Consider the following 16,690-nt stretch of genomic DNA (forward strand, 5'->3'; position numbering starts at 1 on the left):
GAAAAAGTGCTCGGTTTTCGTATAAATATCATTTACCTTGCTGTTGGTTTTATGCTATAGTGGAAGCACTGGGTCAAAAATTGGAATAGGAGATGATTGATTGAAATTGATGTGGCGTTACACAATGAGATACAAAAAATTATTGTTTTTAGATTTCATTTGTGTATTTGGATTTATATTGATAGAACTAGGATTACCAACGATTTTGGCACGAATGATCGATGTTGGGATCAAGAACAATGATTATGACTATGTAAAACAACAAGGGCTCTTGATGATTGGAATCACAGTTGTCGGTGTGGCGATGAATATCATGTTAGGTTATTTTGGCGCACGTATGACAACAAACATTGTTCGTGATATTCGAGATGATTTATTTGAAAAAGTACAGACTTTTTCCCATCGTGAATATGAAACGATCGGTGTATCCTCTTTGATTACAAGAACAACCAATGATGCGTATCAAATCATGTTGTTTATGGGGAATATTTTACGTATTGGTTTCATGACGCCTATGATGTTTTTTGTCAGTTTATATATGGTTATGCGTACAAGCCCGTCCTTAGGTTGGTTTGTTTTAGGCGCTTTACCGTTTCTATTGGCAGCGGTCGTCTTAATCGCGAAAGTATCTGAGCCGTTATCGAATAAGCAACAAAAAAACTTAGACGGAATCAATGGGATTTTACGTGAAAATCTTTCTGGTTTACGCGTAATTCGTGCGTTTGTAAATGAAAAGTTTGAAGAAAGTCGTTTTAATAAAGTCAATGAAGACTACACTAAGAGTTCAAAAAGCCTTTTCCGTTTGATGGCAGCAGCACAACCAGGTTTTTTCTTCCTATTTAATATCGTCATGGTATTGATTATTTGGAATGGCGCTCTTCAGATCGATCAAGGTAGTTTATTAGTTGGGGATTTAATTGCTTTTATTGAATATATTTTCCATGCATTGTTCTCATTTATGTTATTTGCAAGTGTCTTTATGATGTATCCTCGTGCGGCAGTTTCAGCTCGTCGTATTCAAGAAGCGTTTGATATGGAACCTGTGATCCGTGAAAATGAAGCGGGTATTACAGAAACAAAAACAAAAGGCTATTTAGAATTTAAAAATGTAACGTTCGCTTATCCTGGGCATTCAGAAAGTCCAGTGATTCGTAATGTTAGTTTTACAGCATCACCAGGTGAAACAGTGGCATTTATCGGTAGTACCGGAAGTGGAAAATCAACCTTGATTCAATTGATCCCACGCTTTTACGATGTCTCAGAAGGCGAAGTATTGCTTGATGGTGTAGATGTGCGTGACTATAAATTAAGTGCTTTACGCAACAAAATCGGTTATATCCCGCAAAAGGCATTGCTATTTACAGGAACAATCGCAGAAAATATGCGCTACGGTAAAGAAGATGCAACAGTCGAGGAAATGGAATTGGCTGCAGATATTGCACAGGCGACAGAGTTCATCTCACAAAAACCTGATGGGTACGATGAACTTCTTTCAGAAGGTGGAACAAACTTCTCAGGTGGCCAAAAACAACGTTTGGCTATTGCTAGAGCAGTGATTCGTCGTCCTGAGGTCTATATCTTTGACGATAGTTTTTCAGCATTAGATTATCAAACAGATGCTAATTTAAGAGCCCGTTTGAAAAAGGAAACAACAGAATCTACTGTGCTGATCGTCGCACAACGTGTAGGAACGATCATGCATGCAGATAAGATCGTAGTTTTAAATGAAGGGGATGTCGTTGGCATCGGTACCCATCGTGAATTACTTGAGAATTGCCCTATCTATTATGATATTGCTGCTTCTCAATTGTCTGAGGAGGAATTAGCATGAAAAACGCACTCTCTTCTATTAGACGTTTAGGTAGATACATCAATCCTTACAAAGGCACTTTTATTTTAGTGATTATTTTTACTGTTTTGACCGTTGCTTTTAATGCGGCAATGCCGTATGTTTCTGGATTGCCGATCACTGAAATCAGCAAAAATGTTGCTGAAGGGACAGGCTTGAACTATTCATACATTATTCAATGCCTAATTTGGATTTTGATTGTTGGATTAGGTTATTGTGCAGCACAATTTTTGTCAGGCTATTTAATGGCAGCTGTTGTTCAACATTCAATGCGAGATTTGCGTCGAGATATCGATGAAAAAATCAATCGTTTACCTGTTTCTTATTTTGATAAGAATCAACAAGGAAATATTTTATCTCGTGTAACGAATGATGTTGACGCTGTGAGTAATGCAATGCAACAAAGCTTTATCAATATCGTCTCAGCTATCTTAGGTATCGTAATGGCTGTAGTTATGATGTTTTATATCAACTGGCTTATGGCGTTGATTTCAATTATAATGATTCCTTTATCATTATTTATTTCAAAAACAATTGTTGGGATTTCACAAAAATATTTCCAAGGGATGCAAAATGCACTTGGAAATTTAAATGGATATGTCCAAGAAAATATGACTGGTTTTAGTGTTTTGAAACTGTATGGCCGTGAGTCAGAAACATTACAAGGCTTTAAAAAAGTCAATCACAACCTAAATAGTTTTGGATTTAAAGCAACATTCATTTCAGGATTGATGTTGCCGCTTGTACAAATGACGGCTTATGGAACATATATTGGAATGGCTGTTTTAGGTAGTTACTATGTAATTACAGGCGCTATTGTGGTTGGTCAATTACAAGCTTTTATTCAATACATTTGGCAAATTAGTCAACCAATGGGGAATATCACACAACTTTCAGCTGCATTGCAAAGTGCATCTGCTGCAACAACACGTGTGTTTGAAATTCTTGATGAACCAGAAGAAGAATTGAACGCACAGAATATTCCGTTACCAGAAAATGTCCAAGGCTCTGTTCAATTTGATAATGTTAGCTTTAGTTATGATCCTGCAAAACCATTGATCAGAAACTTAAACTTTGAAGTAAAAGCAGGCCAAACAGTTGCGATCGTGGGTCCAACTGGTGCTGGGAAAACAACTTTGATCAATTTATTAATGCGTTTTTACGATGTTAATGAAGGGGCGATCAAAATCGATGGGATCGACACAAAGAAAATGGATCGTAGTGATGTTCGTTCTGTTTTCGGTATGGTGTTGCAAGACGCTTGGTTGTATGAAGGCACGATTGCTGATAATATTCGTTTTGGTAAATTGGACGCCACAGATTATGAAGTTGTCGATGCTGCTAAAACAGCGAATGTCGATCATTTTATTCGTACGATGCCAGATGGATATGAAATGGAAATCAATTCTGAAGGAGACAACGTTTCTTTAGGCCAAAAACAATTGTTGACGATTGCTAGAGCCGTAATTTCGGATCCAAGAATCTTGATTTTAGATGAAGCGACAAGTTCTGTTGATACTCGTTTAGAAGCATTGATTCAAAAAGCAATGGAACGAGTGATGGAAGGGCGCACCAGCTTTGTGATTGCTCACCGTTTGTCGACAATCCGTGAAGCTGATTTGATCCTTGTAATGAATCAAGGGGAAATCATTGAAAAAGGAACACATAATGAATTATTAGAGCAAGGCGGTTTTTATGAAAAATTATATAATAGCCAATTTGCTGAAGATGGAGACTATGATTAATAAAGTAGGATGTCATAGTGCTAAATACTATTGATTCATTGCTTACTTGTATTTTAAGTGATTGAGATAAGACGTTTCATGTCTTATCTCAATCACTTTTTTGTCTTTTTATTCTGGTTTTTTTTGACGGTTTAATTTAGTATAATTTGGTATACTTAGTATATAAAATGGGGTGGATAATGTGACTAAAGAGTATTATATTGCAGCAAGTGCCGATGTATACGGAGATGTTATATTAGCAAAAGATACGAGCATTTGGTTTCAGACTGTATTAAGAGGCGACAATAACTCGATTACGATCAATGCGGGTAGTAATGTACAAGATGGCACAATCATTCATGTCGATAAGGATGCACCTGTCTTGATTGGCGAAAATGTTACGATCGGTCATCAGTGCATGCTGCATGGGTGTACAGTGGAAAATGGTGCTTTAATCGGCATGGGGTCAACAATTTTAAATCACGCAAAGATTGGAAAGAACAGTCTGATCGGAGCAGGTTCTTTAGTGACGGAAGGAACAGAAATTCCAGAGAATGTTTTAGCATTTGGGCGACCAGCTAAAGTCATTCGTCCCTTAACACGACAAGAACTTCTTAAAAATAGAGAAAATGCACAACATTATATTGAATTATCTAAAAAATTTGCAGCGGAAATGTATCCGCGGTTAACTTGAGAGGAAGAGTAGAGTATGAAAAAAATCAAAGTGATGACGGTTTTTGGCACTAGACCCGAGGCAATTAAAATGGCTCCATTAATCAAAGAATTAGCCAAGTATCCAGAAAAATTTGATTCCATTGTGACCGTTTCTGCTCAACATCGACAAATGTTAGACCAAGTTCTTGTAGATTTCCAGATAATACCGAATCATGATTTGGATATCATGAAAGCTGGTCAAACATTAGCAGATATCACAAGTGCAGTTCTGACAAAGCTGACTGAAGTATTGGAAAATGAAAAGCCGGACATCGTGTTGGTTCATGGGGATACGACAACATCTTTTGCAGCAGCTTTAGCGGCCTTTTATCAACAAATTCCAATTGGACATGTTGAAGCGGGCTTACGAACATGGGAAAAATACTCGCCGTTTCCAGAAGAATTAAATCGCCAACTTGTTGATGGGTTAGCAGATATTTATTTTGCCCCAACATTGGAGAGCAAAGAGAATTTGCTGAAAGAACATCGAGAGGAAGACCATATTTATGTAACCGGAAATACTGCAATCGATGCAATGAACTATACGATCGATAAAGAATATAAAAATAAGGTTTTGGACAATATCACTGAAGGACACCGTTTAGTATTATTAACAATGCATCGAAGAGAAAATTTAGGTAAACCGATGGAGGACGTTTTCAAAGCAGTGCGCCAAATGGTTGAAGAAACAGAAGATATCGAAGTGATCTTCCCCATGCATAAAAATCCCAAAGTACGTCAAGTTGCTAAAGAATACTTAGCAGATATTGACCGAGTTCATTTAATTGAACCGTTGGATGTAGAAGATTTTCAAAATTTTGCAGCGAGAAGTTATTTGATTTTAACTGATTCTGGTGGAGTCCAAGAAGAAGCGCCATCGTTAGGTGTGCCTGTTTTAGTATTGAGAGATACGACTGAACGACCAGAAGGAATTAAGGCTGGAACTTTAAAATTAGTCGGAACGGATGAAAAAACAGTTTATACATCAATGAAGGAACTTTTATCAGATGAAACAGCATATAAGAAAATGGCCCATGCTCAAAATCCATATGGGGATGGAAAAGCGAGCCAACGAATCGTTGAGTCGATTGCTTATGAGTTTCAACAAACAACAGATTTACCGTCATCTTTTCAGCAATAAATCAGTGTATCTTCAAAAAAATTACGTAACTATTCGTCTTGGTCTATAAGAAAAGAAATGAAGAGAGTGTATTTTTAAAGGTAAATGGAAGAATAAAGGTGTCTGGGATATAACTCTGCGAGTTATATCCCAGACACCTAGTATTCGAATAGACGGTAGGAACAAATGGTCCTCGATGCTTCGAAGATCGGAGTTAAACACTTCAGTCCCAGCCTCTTTTATTGGGGTCTTTTCAAATCAAAAAGCCCCTCTATATGAGCGTAGGTATTACCAGCTAATCGAGCAATTGGATTGAATACTTCTGGTAAAATGTACTCATTTTCTTCATCAAAAATATCTTGGTCAAAATAGAAGTCTGTTATTTCAACAACAAACAAGTCTGTTATGATCTGTCCTTCATGATTCTTGATTGGAACATATTGATGGAGCTGTGCTTCCATTCGAATAGGTGCTTTTTTAATGCCAGGTACTACAACAGACTTACTCGCAATTGTTTCTATTTCATTGATCCTGATTTCACTTTGATCCGATGTTAAAGAGGCGGCTGTTTGGTTCATCGATTCAATTACGTCATCATTCACTAAGTGGATAACCAGTTCTTTCGTCTCAATAATATTTTTAGCCGTATCTTTTATTTGCCCATTACGTCTAAGAATCGATAATGTGACCAATGGAATATCAGAAGCTGCGGCATTAAAAAAACTGAACGGTGCAGCATTGACAACGCTAAGTTCTAGGTTCAATGTTGTTACCCACGCAATTGGGCGAGGTATAATGCTGCCAGATAAAAATTTATAGGATTGTTTAGCGGATAGAGATTTAGCTGGATAATGCAACATAGGATGTCTCCATTTCTTTAGTGTGATCTTGATTTATTTGCATCAGAAGTATCAAACGGACGAACAAACGCTTCGATTTCTTTTCTTTTTCCTTCTAAAAATGGTGGCAAGGACAACTTTTCACCTGCCGCTTCATAGGTTTCGTCTTCTAAGAAACCAGGACCATCAGTTGCTAATTCAAATAAAATATGTGGTGCCGCTCTAAAATAATCAGATTTGAAATAAAAACGTTCAACAAAACCTGAATTAGGAAATTGAAGCCGATTGATTTTATCGATCCAAAAACGTAAAGCCTCTTGGTCCGTTACACGTAAAGCCAAATGGTGAACATTTCCAAAACCTTCTTGTGCATCCGGCAAGTCCTCACGATGCTCGACAATAATGCTTGCGCCATTTCCTCCGTCACCAACTTCAAATAAATGGAAACTCCCTTGTGCATCAACGAGTTTAAAGTTCAATACTTCCACTAATACGCGTTGCATATGTTCAAAATTTGCTACAGTCACAAAAACTGGACCTAAGCCAATTAAAGCATGCTCAGCAGGGACGTTAGCGTTTTTCCACGGTTCCCCAGCAGCTACTCCATGATTATGTTCATCAGAAATCAATTGATATTGTTGCTTGTCAAAATCTTCAAATTCAAGATACTTTTTGCCAAAACGTTCTTTGATTTCTCCGTGGTTGATTTGATGTTCATTAAACCGATCAGTCCAATAAACTAAAGAATCATCATGTTTAACGCGGAAAGAGGTACGAGAAATAGAATTTGTTCCTTTACTGCCTTGTGGTAAACCAGGGAAATCGAAAAAGGTCATATCCGTTCCGGCAGAACCTAGGTCATCAGCGAAAAATAAATGATAGGTTTGGATATCATCTTGATTGACTGTTTTTTTGATCAAACGTAACCCTAAAGTATCTGTAAAAAAGCGGTAGATTTTTTCTGCACTTGATGTCATTGCTGTAACATGGTGAATTCCATGAATGTTTGAATCCATAATATAAAACCTCCTAAATTTAATGTTTGTTTACTTACTAAAAGTAAGTTTACATCTAAACTAATAATTAAGCAACTCTTTTATCTTTTCCTAACTATTGATGGAAAAGATAAAGAGGAGTACTATAGTGATAATAACTGGGAAAGAAGGAGAATTTCATGGAAGAAAAAAAGACGTTTCATGTTAACGGCTATGTGGCGTTAGTTGTGTTGGTTATTTTGATTGGGATTGGAGGCTATTGCCTTTATTTTGGTGTGACAAACGAAAGCTTCGGACTGTTTACGATTGGCTTGGTACTATGGGTGATTTCGGCTTTATTTTTAAGTTCTTTAACAATTGTTAGTCCAAATCAAGCAAAAGCAATCCTCTTTTTTGGACAATATTTAGGAACGATCAAGGATAATGGTCTATTTGTGACAACTCCTTTAACTCAAAAAATCAATGTGTCATTAAAAGTACGGAACTTTAATAGCTCATTATTGAAAGTAAATGATTCTGATGGAAATCCAGTTGAGATTTCTGCTGTTGTCGTGTTCAAAGTAGTCGACACAGCAAAAGCGCTGTTCGATGTTGATCGCTACCAAGATTTTATCGAAATTCAAAGCGAAACAGCAATACGTCATATTGCAACACAATACCCTTATGATACATTCAATGATGATGATTTAACGTTACGTGGAAATACAACAGAAGTTTCAGAAGAAATGGCAAAAGAATTACAAGATCGTTTATCCGTTGCAGGTGTTGAAGTGATTGAAACGCGCTTGAATCACTTAGCTTATGCGACAGAAATTGCTAGTGCAATGCTACAACGACAACAAGCGAAAGCCATTCTTTCTGCAAGACAAATTATTGTTGAAGGTGCGGTTTCTATGACACAAATGGCGTTAGAACAAATAGAAGATGGACAAGAAATAAATTTTACTGACGATCGAAAAGTACAATTGATAAACAATCTTCTAGTATCGATTATTACAGACAAAGGAACGCAGCCCGTAATCAATACTGGAGAAGTTCACGAACGCTAGTATGAAGAGGAGAGCTTGAAGCTTACGTTTAGGTTTTGGTCTCAAGTTTTAAACAAATCTAGAAATTGAAAAAGAAAGAGAGCATCCTATGCAATATAACATGGTATTATTTGACTTAGATGGAACGATCACAGATTCTGGTGAAGGAATCATTCATTCTGTGATCTATGCTTTAGAAAAAATGAATTTAAACGTACCAGCGCAATCTGAATTATATTCATTCATTGGACCGCCATTGAATGATACATTTAAACAGTTGTATCAATTAGGAGAGACGGAAACAGAACAAGCTGTGAGCTATTACCGCGAATATTACCAAGCTAAAGGAATGTATGAAAATCATATATATGAAGGCATTCCAGCATTACTGACTAGCTTGAAACAAGCGGAGTGTGCTTTATATATCGCAACATCTAAACCAGAAATATACGCTAAACAAATCTTAACACATTTTAAACTGGATCATTACTTTACTGGAATCTACGGCGCTAGTTTAGATGGTGTTCGTTCAAAAAAAGGGGACGTCATTCATTATGCACTAAAGTCGGCTAACATTACTGATTTGCATGAAACCGTAATGATAGGTGATCGTAGCCATGATATAATCGGGGCAAAAGAAAATAAGTTAGCGAGTATCGGAGTCTTGTATGGGTTTGGAGATCAAACAGAATTAGAGCAAGCAGGAGCCGATTTTATTGCTCGAACTCCGAAAAATATCGAAGACATTATTGTAAAAAGATAAATAAAAAAAAGAGCCTGAAACATAACTTTTTTAGTCATGTTTCAGGCTCTTAGTATTTGATGACTTTTTATTTCTTGGAGTTAAACACTTTTGCCCCAACCTTTTTTAGCATGTCATTCAGGTAGCTGCTCATAAGCTAATTGTTCAATGATCTTTGTTTGATCTGGATAGTGTAAAGTTAACTGCTTTTTAGTAAACAATTCAAAATCTTGGTAGTCAAACCCAGGAGAAACCATGCAACTAACTAAAGAAAATTCGCCATCCCCTTCAACACTAGAGCCGAAAATCACATTTTGGGGTACCACGGCTTGTAGCACTTCGCCTTTTTCGATATTAGTCCCCAATTGGATCGTTTCATACTGCCCATTTTGATGCAACAAATGAATAGTTAAAGCTGAACCAGCATGAAAATACCATACTTCATCAGAAGACAAACGATGAAAGTGAGAAGGACTCCCTTTGGTTAATAGAAAATAAATACTTGTGTAGTAAGGACGTCTTTTCTTAGCAGATATGTCTAGCGATTGCTCAGAACATAAAACTTGTTTGAAATAGCCCCCTTCAGGATGTGGTTCTAACGCAAGCTGTTCGATCCAATAATGTTGATTTTTTTCCATAACTACCCCTCCAAAAATAAAATAATTGTTTAAGTGTACGTTTCTATCACGAGATTACATAGCTGTTGTTTCATCTAAAGCGCTATTCAAACGATTCATTTGGTCTTCAGAAAAATAGTACATCCCTCTTTCTCTGATTACGTCAATCATGGACAGATCAACTAAAGGTGGGAATTCCTCAACCTGTCTAACAAAGGCTTCTAAACCCGCCTCATTTGTTTCAAAATGATCGTCTAGACTAGGGATCGTGTTTTCTAAAATTTCCTTCAATTCCTTTTGGGAAGGCTCATTTGTTTCTTCTGACACGTTGGACAGAGGTGGTTCCGTTTTTTCGTTGACTGATGTTGAACTACATGCATTTAAAAATAAAACCATGGAGCCTATTAAAATACCTAAAATAACCTTTTTCATGTTCAGCAATTGGATATACCCCTTTCATTAAGTTTATTTTAACTGTTATTATATTGGAAATAAATCTATAAATGGCTAAACGCTTAAAAACGAGGAGATTTTAGTGAGAACGATGAGGAATTCTCAAATATTTTAACGAAATACTTATAAATTGAGAAAAGAAAGCCTTTTCTTACGTTATAATTAAGTTCAATAAATCACATGAAGGAGAGTCTTATGAGCAAAACAAAAACAGTTATTGTCGGTGCAAATCACGCAGGAATTGCCGCTGCAAACACATTATTGGATACGTATCCTGATCAAGAAGTTGTTATGATCGACCGAAATACAAATCTTAGCTACCTTGGTTGCGGGACAGCGCTATGGGTAGGACGCCAAATCGAATCGTATGAGAATTTATTTTATACGAATAAAGAAGCTTTTGAAGCAAAAGGTGCTAAGATATACATGGAAACAACGGTAGAACGAATTGATTTTAACGAAAAAATCGTATATTGTAAAAAGCACAATGGAGAAGCAGTTACTGAAAGTTATGACAAACTGATTTTAGCTACAGGCTCAGCTCCGATTAATCCAGAAATTCCAGGAAGAGATTTGAAAAATGTGGAGTTTCTGAAATTATTCCAAGATGGACAAACAGTTGATGCGGCTATGGCGAGAGAAGAAGTTAAAACAGTTGCGGTCATCGGTGCGGGCTATATTGGTGTTGAAATTGCTGAAGCGGCGAAACGTCGTGGTAAAAATGTACTATTATTCGACGCAGCTCAGAGATGTTTACCTAATTACTATGACAAATGGTTTACAGATGATATGGACAAGGTCTTAGCGGATAATGGTATTGAGTTACATTATGGCGAGCTGGCAAAAGAATACAAAGGAAACGAAAAAGTAGAATCGATTGTAACGGACCAAGGAGAATATGCTGTTGATTTGGTTATCAATGCAATTGGTTTTAGACCAAATAATGGGTTAGGAAAAGATCATTTAGAACTATTCGCAAATGGTGCTTATTTAGTAGATCTTCATCAACAAACAAGTGATCCTAGTGTTTATGCAGTTGGCGATTGTGCAACAATTTTCTCAAATGCTGTACAGCAAACAACGTATATAGCGTTAGCAACCAATGCAGTTCGTTCAGGAATTGTTGCAGCTCATAATATTGGTGGCACTTCTTTAGAGTCGATCGGTGTTCAAGGTTCAAATGGAATTTCAATTTTTGGCTATCACATGGTTTCTACAGGATTAACGGTTCAAGAATCTGAAAAAATTGGATTGAATATAAAATACACGGAATTTGAAGATTTACAAAAACCTGGTTTCATGAAAGATAATAACAAAGTAAAAATCAGAATTGTGTATGAAGCAGATTCTCGCCGTATCGTTGGAGCACAGATGGCTTCGTATGAAGATATTTCGATGGGAATCCATATGTTCTCTTTGGCAATTGAAGAAAAAGTGACTATTGATAAACTAAAATTACTAGATATTTTCTTTTTACCACATTTTAATCAGCCGTATAACTATATTACAATGGCTGCACTTAGCGCTGAATAATTATAGAAAATAACAGACTGAGGGCTTTGTTTCTCAGTCTTTTCCATTTTTTAATTATAAAACAAATCTTACAAGTTAGTGACTTTTCTCTAAAAAAGTTTAAATTTAAAAAGCTTTCATGTATAATGGTAAAAGTTAAAGAAGATACATAGAAAGTAAGGAGGATTTGTTTTGGCAGAAGATAACCAAAATAATCAAGATCATTCCCAGTCTTCGTTTAAAGATCAAGTCTTGCGTTCTTTGCGAGGAGAAGAGATTGGAAATGATGATTCAGCTTCTTCTGAATACAATGCTCAGAACTTATCACAGCATAACGAAGCAGATTATGATAGAACATACCGTTCTCAGTCCAATAATCAAGAAGAGCCACTAAAGATAGAGGACACAGAACCAGTAGGATCTCGTAGTGCAGAGCATCACACAAGACGTTCAGAGCCATTAGATGAGCAGCAAGAACAACATTCTGAAATGATTCAGAAGCCTAAAGTAGAGAATGATAATAAACGTACTAGAAAAAAAGAAGACCGTATCGTGAGTCGAATCGTATTAATCGTTGCATCAGTACTGATTTTGGTCATTGCCATTTTTGGTTTTACATTTTATAAGTATGTCGATGCGGGATTACAACCACTTGATAAAAAAAATACCAAATTAGTGCAAGTACACATCCCGGAAGACTCATCTAATAAGCGGATTGCAAATATTTTAGAAGACAGCAAAGTTATCAAAAGTGGAATGGTCTTCAATTATTATGCTAAATTTAAAAACTTGACCGATTTTCAGGCAGGTTATTATCAAATGTCACCAGATATGACATTAGATGAAATTGGATCATTGTTACGAGAAGGTGGAACGGCTGAGCCGACTCAACTCGCAGATGGAAAAGTAACAATTCCAGAAGGTTTTGATATTGATAAAATCGGAGATGCAATCGAAAAAAATACAGATTTCAAGAAAGATCAATTTGTCGCATTGATGAACAATCAAGCGTTCTTCGACACGATGAAAGAGAAGTATCCAGAATTATTAGGAAGTGCTGCAGAAGCGCAAGCTGTACGCTACCGATTAGAAGGCTACTTATTCCCAGCTACGTATGATTATTACAAAGATGCAAAATTAGAAGACTTTGTTGATCAAATGATAGCAAAGAGTAATAGTGTCATTGAGCCATTCATTCCAATGGTCCATGCAAAAGGTATGACGATCCAGCAAGTATTGACCTTAGCATCATTAGTTGAAAAAGAAGGCGTAAAAGAAGAGGATCGCAAGAAAATTGCGCAAGTGTTCTTTAACCGAATTGCAGCTAATATGCCATTACAATCAGATATTTCAATTCTTTACGCTCTAGGAGAACATAAAGAATTAGTAACCTACAAAGATTTAGAAGTGGATTCACCTTATAATCTTTATAAAAATACAGGTTATGGACCAGGCCCATTTGATAGTCCAAGTGAACAATCAATCAACGCAGTTTTAAATCCAACACCTAATAATTATCTTTACTTTGTTGCAGATATTTCGACAGGAAATGTTTATTTTGCTGAAACATATGAGCAACATCAAGAATTTGTTGAAAAATATGTCAATAAAACAGAAACTGAAAAAAGTGAATAGCTTTTTAGTTTGCGTATTATATTACGAGCCAACCTTTAATTAGGCGGCTCGTTTCGCTTTACTCCGCCTTTGCAAAGTGGAGCAAGAAAGAAAGGTTGAAAGAACGCCCAATCAGAAAGAAATTCTAGTAGATTTATAAAAATTAAGTGAATATTATTTACAATTTGCTTAAAGAGTGGTACTCTTTTGTGGATTGAAAGCGGAATTTTTCAACGAAAATAAAATAAAACATTGTAGTAAGTTAAGAAGGAGAAATTAACATGGTAGAAAAAGTATTTCCTATGACACTTGAAGGTAAAGAAAAATTAGAACAAGAATTAGAAGAACTAAAAACAGTTAAACGAAAAGAAATCGTTGAGCGTATAAAGATTGCAAGAAGCTTCGGAGATTTATCAGAAAACTCTGAGTATGAGTCAGCGAAAGATGAACAAGCCTTTGTTGAAGGGAAAATCACGACATTAGAAAATATGATTCGTTTTGCACAAATCATTGATAATAACGGTGTTGATTCTGATGAAGTTTCAATCGGAAAAACAGTATCATTTATTGAATTACCAGATGGTGATGAAGAAGAATACACTATTGTAGGTAGTGCAGAGGCAGATCCATTTTCTGGTAAAATTTCAAATGACTCACCAATTGCACAAGCTTTGATTGGTAAAAAATTGAACGATCAAGTTGCAATTGCAACGCCAGGTGGCGATATGCAAGTTAGAATCACAAAAGTTGGCTAATAAAACAATCAATAGAACAAAGGGCGGGCCAGAGCTGTTATCAGTTTTGACTGGCCCTTTAAACCTGAATAAGTCACGGTAAACTTGTGGTTTAGTTTCAGAAAGTTAGGGCTAAAGTCCTATGGTAAAATGGGGCTTTAGCAACTAACATTAATATGGAAATCAAGGTATACTAATTTCATAGGAAGGGGGATTATCATGAATAACCCATGGCGTTTTTTTATCGTAGTAGAATCATTGCTTTTTATACTAGCCCTATGGCAAATTATACATAACCCAGGCTTAGCAGTTGTATTAGTACTGGGTATCTTAAGCACTATTTATGCACTTAAAAAGGTTCATCGCACTAGCTTTAATAACTTTCAATTAGTACTAGGTATCATTTTAATTTTGATTGGTGTAATGAATAGTCCAGCATTTTGGTTGATGTTAGTCTTTGGCGTTCTATTTATTGGGTTAAAGGGTGTAGAAATCGCTGGTGTTGATATCACCCAACGAGCACCATGGAGAAAGAAACAAATGATCATGGTTGAAACAACCAATGTTGAGCCAAAAAGTGGCCGTCGTTTTAAACGTCCTTGGTTTGCGAATGAACGTATCGGTAATAATGTGTATGAGTGGGATGACATCAATATTGATGTCTTATCAGGCGATACGATTGTTGATTTAGGTAACACGTTATTGCCTAAAGATGACAGTATCATTATTATTCGAAAGGGATTTGGTCGAACCAGAATATTAGTCCCATTAGGTGTAGCTGTAACATTAGAACATTCGACGTTCTATGGAAATGTTAACTTTGAAGAAGAAAAATACCATCTGAAAAATGAATCATTAAAAGTGTATAGTAATGACTTTGATACCAATAATCGCCGTTTAAAAATCATCACAAATACGTTAGTCGGAGACCTTGAGGTGATGCGCGTATGATGGGAAAAATTTCTCGACAGATGCTTTCTATCTATGCTGCATGTAGCACATTTATCGTTGTTTTACTTACGTTATTTTCATATTTTTATTCAATCAAGCAAAAGAATTGGATGCTGGAATTACTTCAAAGGAAAGTGTTTTACATTCCTTTGATTTTCCATATGCTTTTGATTTCTCTTTTGGTAGGGTTATCAACATTTTTACTTGTATCTATTGTGCAAAAGTCTCAATATGGTAGAATTGAAGAAAAACTTAGGTTACTGGCTAGAGGTAGTTATGAAAGCCCAGCTATTGTTAAACCTGTACCACATGCTAGTAACGATCAATATATTGAGGAAGTCGACCTAGATATTTTGAAAGTCAGAACGAAATTATTAGAAATGTCGAAAGAATTGCAATTATTGAATAGTCGTCCACAAATTATGGATGGGGAAACCAAAGAAGAAATTTTAGAAGCTGAACGACATCGGCTTGCGAGAGAACTTCATGATTCTGTCAGTCAACAATTATTTGCTGCGATGATGATGTTATCTGCTTTGAATGAGCAAGCACAACGTAGTGATACACCAGAGATGTTTCGTAAACAACTTGTGACAGTGACGGATATTATTAACGCTTCTCAATCTGAGATGCGGGCTTTGTTGTTGCATTTACGTCCAGTAAGCTTAGAGGGGAAAAGCTTACGCAAAGGGATCGAGCAATTATTAAAAGAGTTACAAACAAAAATAAAAATTGAACTAACTTGGGATGTTGAAGATGTTCATTTGAACAATAGTATTGAGGATCATTTATTTAGAATCGTTCAAGAACTATTATCAAATACGCTTCGACATGCTAAAGCAAAAGAACTTGAAGTCTATCTCCATCAAGTCGATAAAAATGTTTTATTACGTTTAGTTGACGATGGTGTAGGATTTGATATGAATGAGCAGGATAATAAAGCCGGTAGTTATGGTTTGAAAAATATACGAGAACGTGTCGCTGGAATGGGCGGGATCATCAAGATCATTAGCTTTAAGGGACAAGGAACGAGTGTTGAAATCAAAGTGCCTGTAATAAAGGAGGAAATAACAAGTGATCAAAGTAATGTTAGTGGATGACCATGAAATGGTACGACTGGGAGTATCCTCATATTTATCGATTCAAGAAGATATTGAAGTAGTTGGAGAAGCTGAAAATGGCCAAATAGGATATGAAAAGGCGCTAGAGTTGCGACCAGATGTGATCTTAATGGATTTAGTCATGGATGTTATGGATGGAATCGAATCAACCAAAGCCATTTTAAAAGATTGGCCGCAAGCGCGGATCATTATTGTTACCAGCTTTATTGACGACGAAAAAGTTTATCCAGCTATTGAAGCAGGTGCGGCAGGGTATTTACTAAAGACGTCAACCGCTCATGAAATTGCGGATGCGATTCGTGCGATTTCAAGAGGAGAACGTGTTTTAGAACCTGAAGTAACAACAAAAATGATGGAGCGCTTAACGAAGAAACAAGAACCTGTCTTGCACGAAGATTTAACGAATCGTGAACATGAAATCTTAATGTTGATCGCCAAAGGACGCAGTAATCAAGAAATTGCAGATGAATTGTTTATTACGTTAAAAACGGTTAAAACCCATGTCTCGAATATCTTAGCGAAATTAGATGTAGAAGACCGTACACAGGCGGCTATCTATGCATTTCAACATGGATTAGCAAAATAAAAAAAACGATGGTTGTGGATAAGATAAACAAAATTTGTTTGTCTTATCCACTTTTTTATACATTATATGTGGATAATGGGCATAAAAGACA

Annotated in this window: 16 protein-coding genes; 12 read left to right on the forward strand and 4 right to left on the reverse strand. The window is 36.3% G+C overall.

Features of this window, described 5'->3' with window-relative positions; genetic code table 11:
• Positions 1–100: 100 nt before the first annotated feature.
• The 4 genes from I586_RS06320 to wecB all read left to right on the forward strand — a co-directional run bounded on the left by I586_RS06320 (position 101) and on the right by wecB (position 5,428).
• Entirely contained in the window at positions 101–1,831 is a 1,731-nt protein-coding gene (locus I586_RS06320; protein ID WP_010765976.1) for an ABC transporter ATP-binding protein, read from the forward strand.
• Entirely contained in the window at positions 1,828–3,594 is a 1,767-nt protein-coding gene (efrB, locus tag I586_RS06325; RefSeq protein ID WP_010765975.1) for a multidrug efflux ABC transporter subunit EfrB, read from the forward strand. Before I586_RS06320 ends, efrB begins: the two co-directional genes overlap by 4 nt.
• 181 nt (positions 3,595–3,775) lie before the next feature.
• Entirely contained in the window at positions 3,776–4,267 is a 492-nt protein-coding gene (locus tag I586_RS06330) for a gamma carbonic anhydrase family protein (RefSeq protein WP_010765974.1), read from the forward strand.
• Between the two features lie 15 nt (positions 4,268–4,282).
• Positions 4,283–5,428 (forward strand): non-hydrolyzing UDP-N-acetylglucosamine 2-epimerase, encoded by a 1,146-nt coding sequence (gene wecB / locus I586_RS06335; protein WP_010765973.1) that lies wholly within the window; start codon positions 4,283–4,285, stop codon positions 5,426–5,428.
• A gap of 218 nt (positions 5,429–5,646) precedes the next feature.
• Here the strand turns inward: wecB and I586_RS06340 are convergent, their stop codons facing one another.
• Complete coding sequence (locus I586_RS06340) at positions 5,647–6,267, reverse strand: flavin reductase family protein (RefSeq protein WP_010765972.1); 621 nt, start codon at positions 6,265–6,267, stop codon at positions 5,647–5,649.
• Between the two features lie 17 nt (positions 6,268–6,284).
• A complete protein-coding gene (locus I586_RS06345) occupies positions 6,285–7,262 on the reverse strand; it encodes a ring-cleaving dioxygenase (protein WP_010765971.1) in 978 nt (325 codons plus the stop codon).
• A 158-nt stretch (positions 7,263–7,420) separates the two neighbouring features.
• Here I586_RS06345 and I586_RS06350 point away from each other — a divergent pair, with 158 nt between their 5' ends.
• Positions 7,421–8,290 carry an SPFH domain-containing protein gene (locus tag I586_RS06350; protein ID WP_010765970.1) on the forward strand — a complete coding sequence of 290 codons (870 nt, stop codon included), beginning with the start codon at positions 7,421–7,423 and terminating at the stop codon, positions 8,288–8,290.
• Between the two features lie 88 nt (positions 8,291–8,378).
• A complete protein-coding gene (locus tag I586_RS06355) occupies positions 8,379–9,032 on the forward strand; it encodes an HAD family hydrolase (protein WP_010765969.1) in 654 nt (217 codons plus the stop codon).
• A 113-nt stretch (positions 9,033–9,145) separates the two neighbouring features.
• Here I586_RS06355 and I586_RS06360 read toward each other — a convergent pair whose 3' ends face one another.
• Complete coding sequence (locus tag I586_RS06360) at positions 9,146–9,649, reverse strand: cupin domain-containing protein (protein WP_010765968.1); 504 nt, start codon at positions 9,647–9,649, stop codon at positions 9,146–9,148.
• 54 nt (positions 9,650–9,703) lie between these two features.
• Positions 9,704–10,069: a hypothetical protein gene (locus tag I586_RS06365; RefSeq protein WP_034701951.1), complete on the reverse strand. Its 366-nt coding sequence runs from the start codon at positions 10,067–10,069 to the stop codon at positions 9,704–9,706.
• Between the two features lie 207 nt (positions 10,070–10,276).
• Between I586_RS06365 and nox the strand changes: the two genes are divergently transcribed.
• From nox to I586_RS06395, 6 genes are all read left to right on the forward strand, one after another.
• Positions 10,277–11,614, forward strand: a complete 1,338-nt coding sequence (gene nox / locus I586_RS06370) for a H2O-forming NADH oxidase (protein WP_010765966.1) — start codon at positions 10,277–10,279, stop codon at positions 11,612–11,614.
• A 468-nt stretch (positions 11,615–12,082) separates the two neighbouring features.
• Positions 12,083–13,228, forward strand: a complete 1,146-nt coding sequence (gene mltG / locus I586_RS06375; protein WP_425250065.1) for an endolytic transglycosylase MltG — start codon at positions 12,083–12,085, stop codon at positions 13,226–13,228.
• Positions 13,229–13,488: 260 nt separating this feature from the next.
• Positions 13,489–13,962, forward strand: coding sequence for a transcription elongation factor GreA (gene greA / locus I586_RS06380; protein ID WP_010765964.1), 474 nt, complete (start codon positions 13,489–13,491; stop codon positions 13,960–13,962).
• A gap of 198 nt (positions 13,963–14,160) precedes the next feature.
• Positions 14,161–14,892, forward strand: coding sequence for a cell wall-active antibiotics response protein LiaF (gene liaF, locus I586_RS06385; RefSeq protein ID WP_010765963.1), 732 nt, complete (start codon positions 14,161–14,163; stop codon positions 14,890–14,892).
• Positions 14,889–15,992 (forward strand): sensor histidine kinase, encoded by a 1,104-nt coding sequence (locus I586_RS06390; protein WP_010765962.1) that lies wholly within the window; start codon positions 14,889–14,891, stop codon positions 15,990–15,992. The genes liaF and I586_RS06390 overlap by 4 nt, the downstream gene beginning before the upstream one ends.
• The gene (locus I586_RS06395) at positions 15,967–16,599 is read left to right on the forward strand and encodes a response regulator (RefSeq protein WP_010765961.1); all 633 of its coding nucleotides are present in this window, start codon (positions 15,967–15,969) and stop codon (positions 16,597–16,599) included. The genes I586_RS06390 and I586_RS06395 overlap by 26 nt, the downstream gene beginning before the upstream one ends.
• Positions 16,600–16,690 lie beyond the last annotated feature (91 nt).

The organism is Enterococcus moraviensis ATCC BAA-383, assembly GCF_000407445.1.
Taxonomy (GTDB): Bacteria; Bacillota; Bacilli; order Lactobacillales; family Enterococcaceae; genus Enterococcus_L; species Enterococcus_L moraviensis.

Coding starts and splice junctions, on each gene's coding strand:
- efrB (WP_010765975.1), top strand. CDS start 1,828: ATGAAAAACGCACTCTCTTCTATTAGACGTTTAGGTAGATACATCAAT.
- wecB (WP_010765973.1), top strand. CDS start 4,283: ATGAAAAAAATCAAAGTGATGACGGTTTTTGGCACTAGACCCGAGGCA.
- I586_RS06340 (WP_010765972.1), bottom strand. CDS start 6,267: ATGTTGCATTATCCAGCTAAATCTCTATCCGCTAAACAATCCTATAAA.
- I586_RS06345 (WP_010765971.1), bottom strand. CDS start 7,262: ATGGATTCAAACATTCATGGAATTCACCATGTTACAGCAATGACATCA.
- I586_RS06350 (WP_010765970.1), top strand. CDS start 7,421: ATGGAAGAAAAAAAGACGTTTCATGTTAACGGCTATGTGGCGTTAGTT.
- I586_RS06355 (WP_010765969.1), top strand. CDS start 8,379: ATGCAATATAACATGGTATTATTTGACTTAGATGGAACGATCACAGAT.
- I586_RS06360 (WP_010765968.1), bottom strand. CDS start 9,649: ATGGAAAAAAATCAACATTATTGGATCGAACAGCTTGCGTTAGAACCA.
- nox (WP_010765966.1), top strand. CDS start 10,277: ATGAGCAAAACAAAAACAGTTATTGTCGGTGCAAATCACGCAGGAATT.
- mltG (WP_425250065.1), top strand. CDS start 12,083: ATGATTCAGAAGCCTAAAGTAGAGAATGATAATAAACGTACTAGAAAA.
- greA (WP_010765964.1), top strand. CDS start 13,489: ATGGTAGAAAAAGTATTTCCTATGACACTTGAAGGTAAAGAAAAATTA.
- liaF (WP_010765963.1), top strand. CDS start 14,161: ATGAATAACCCATGGCGTTTTTTTATCGTAGTAGAATCATTGCTTTTT.
- I586_RS06390 (WP_010765962.1), top strand. CDS start 14,889: ATGATGGGAAAAATTTCTCGACAGATGCTTTCTATCTATGCTGCATGT.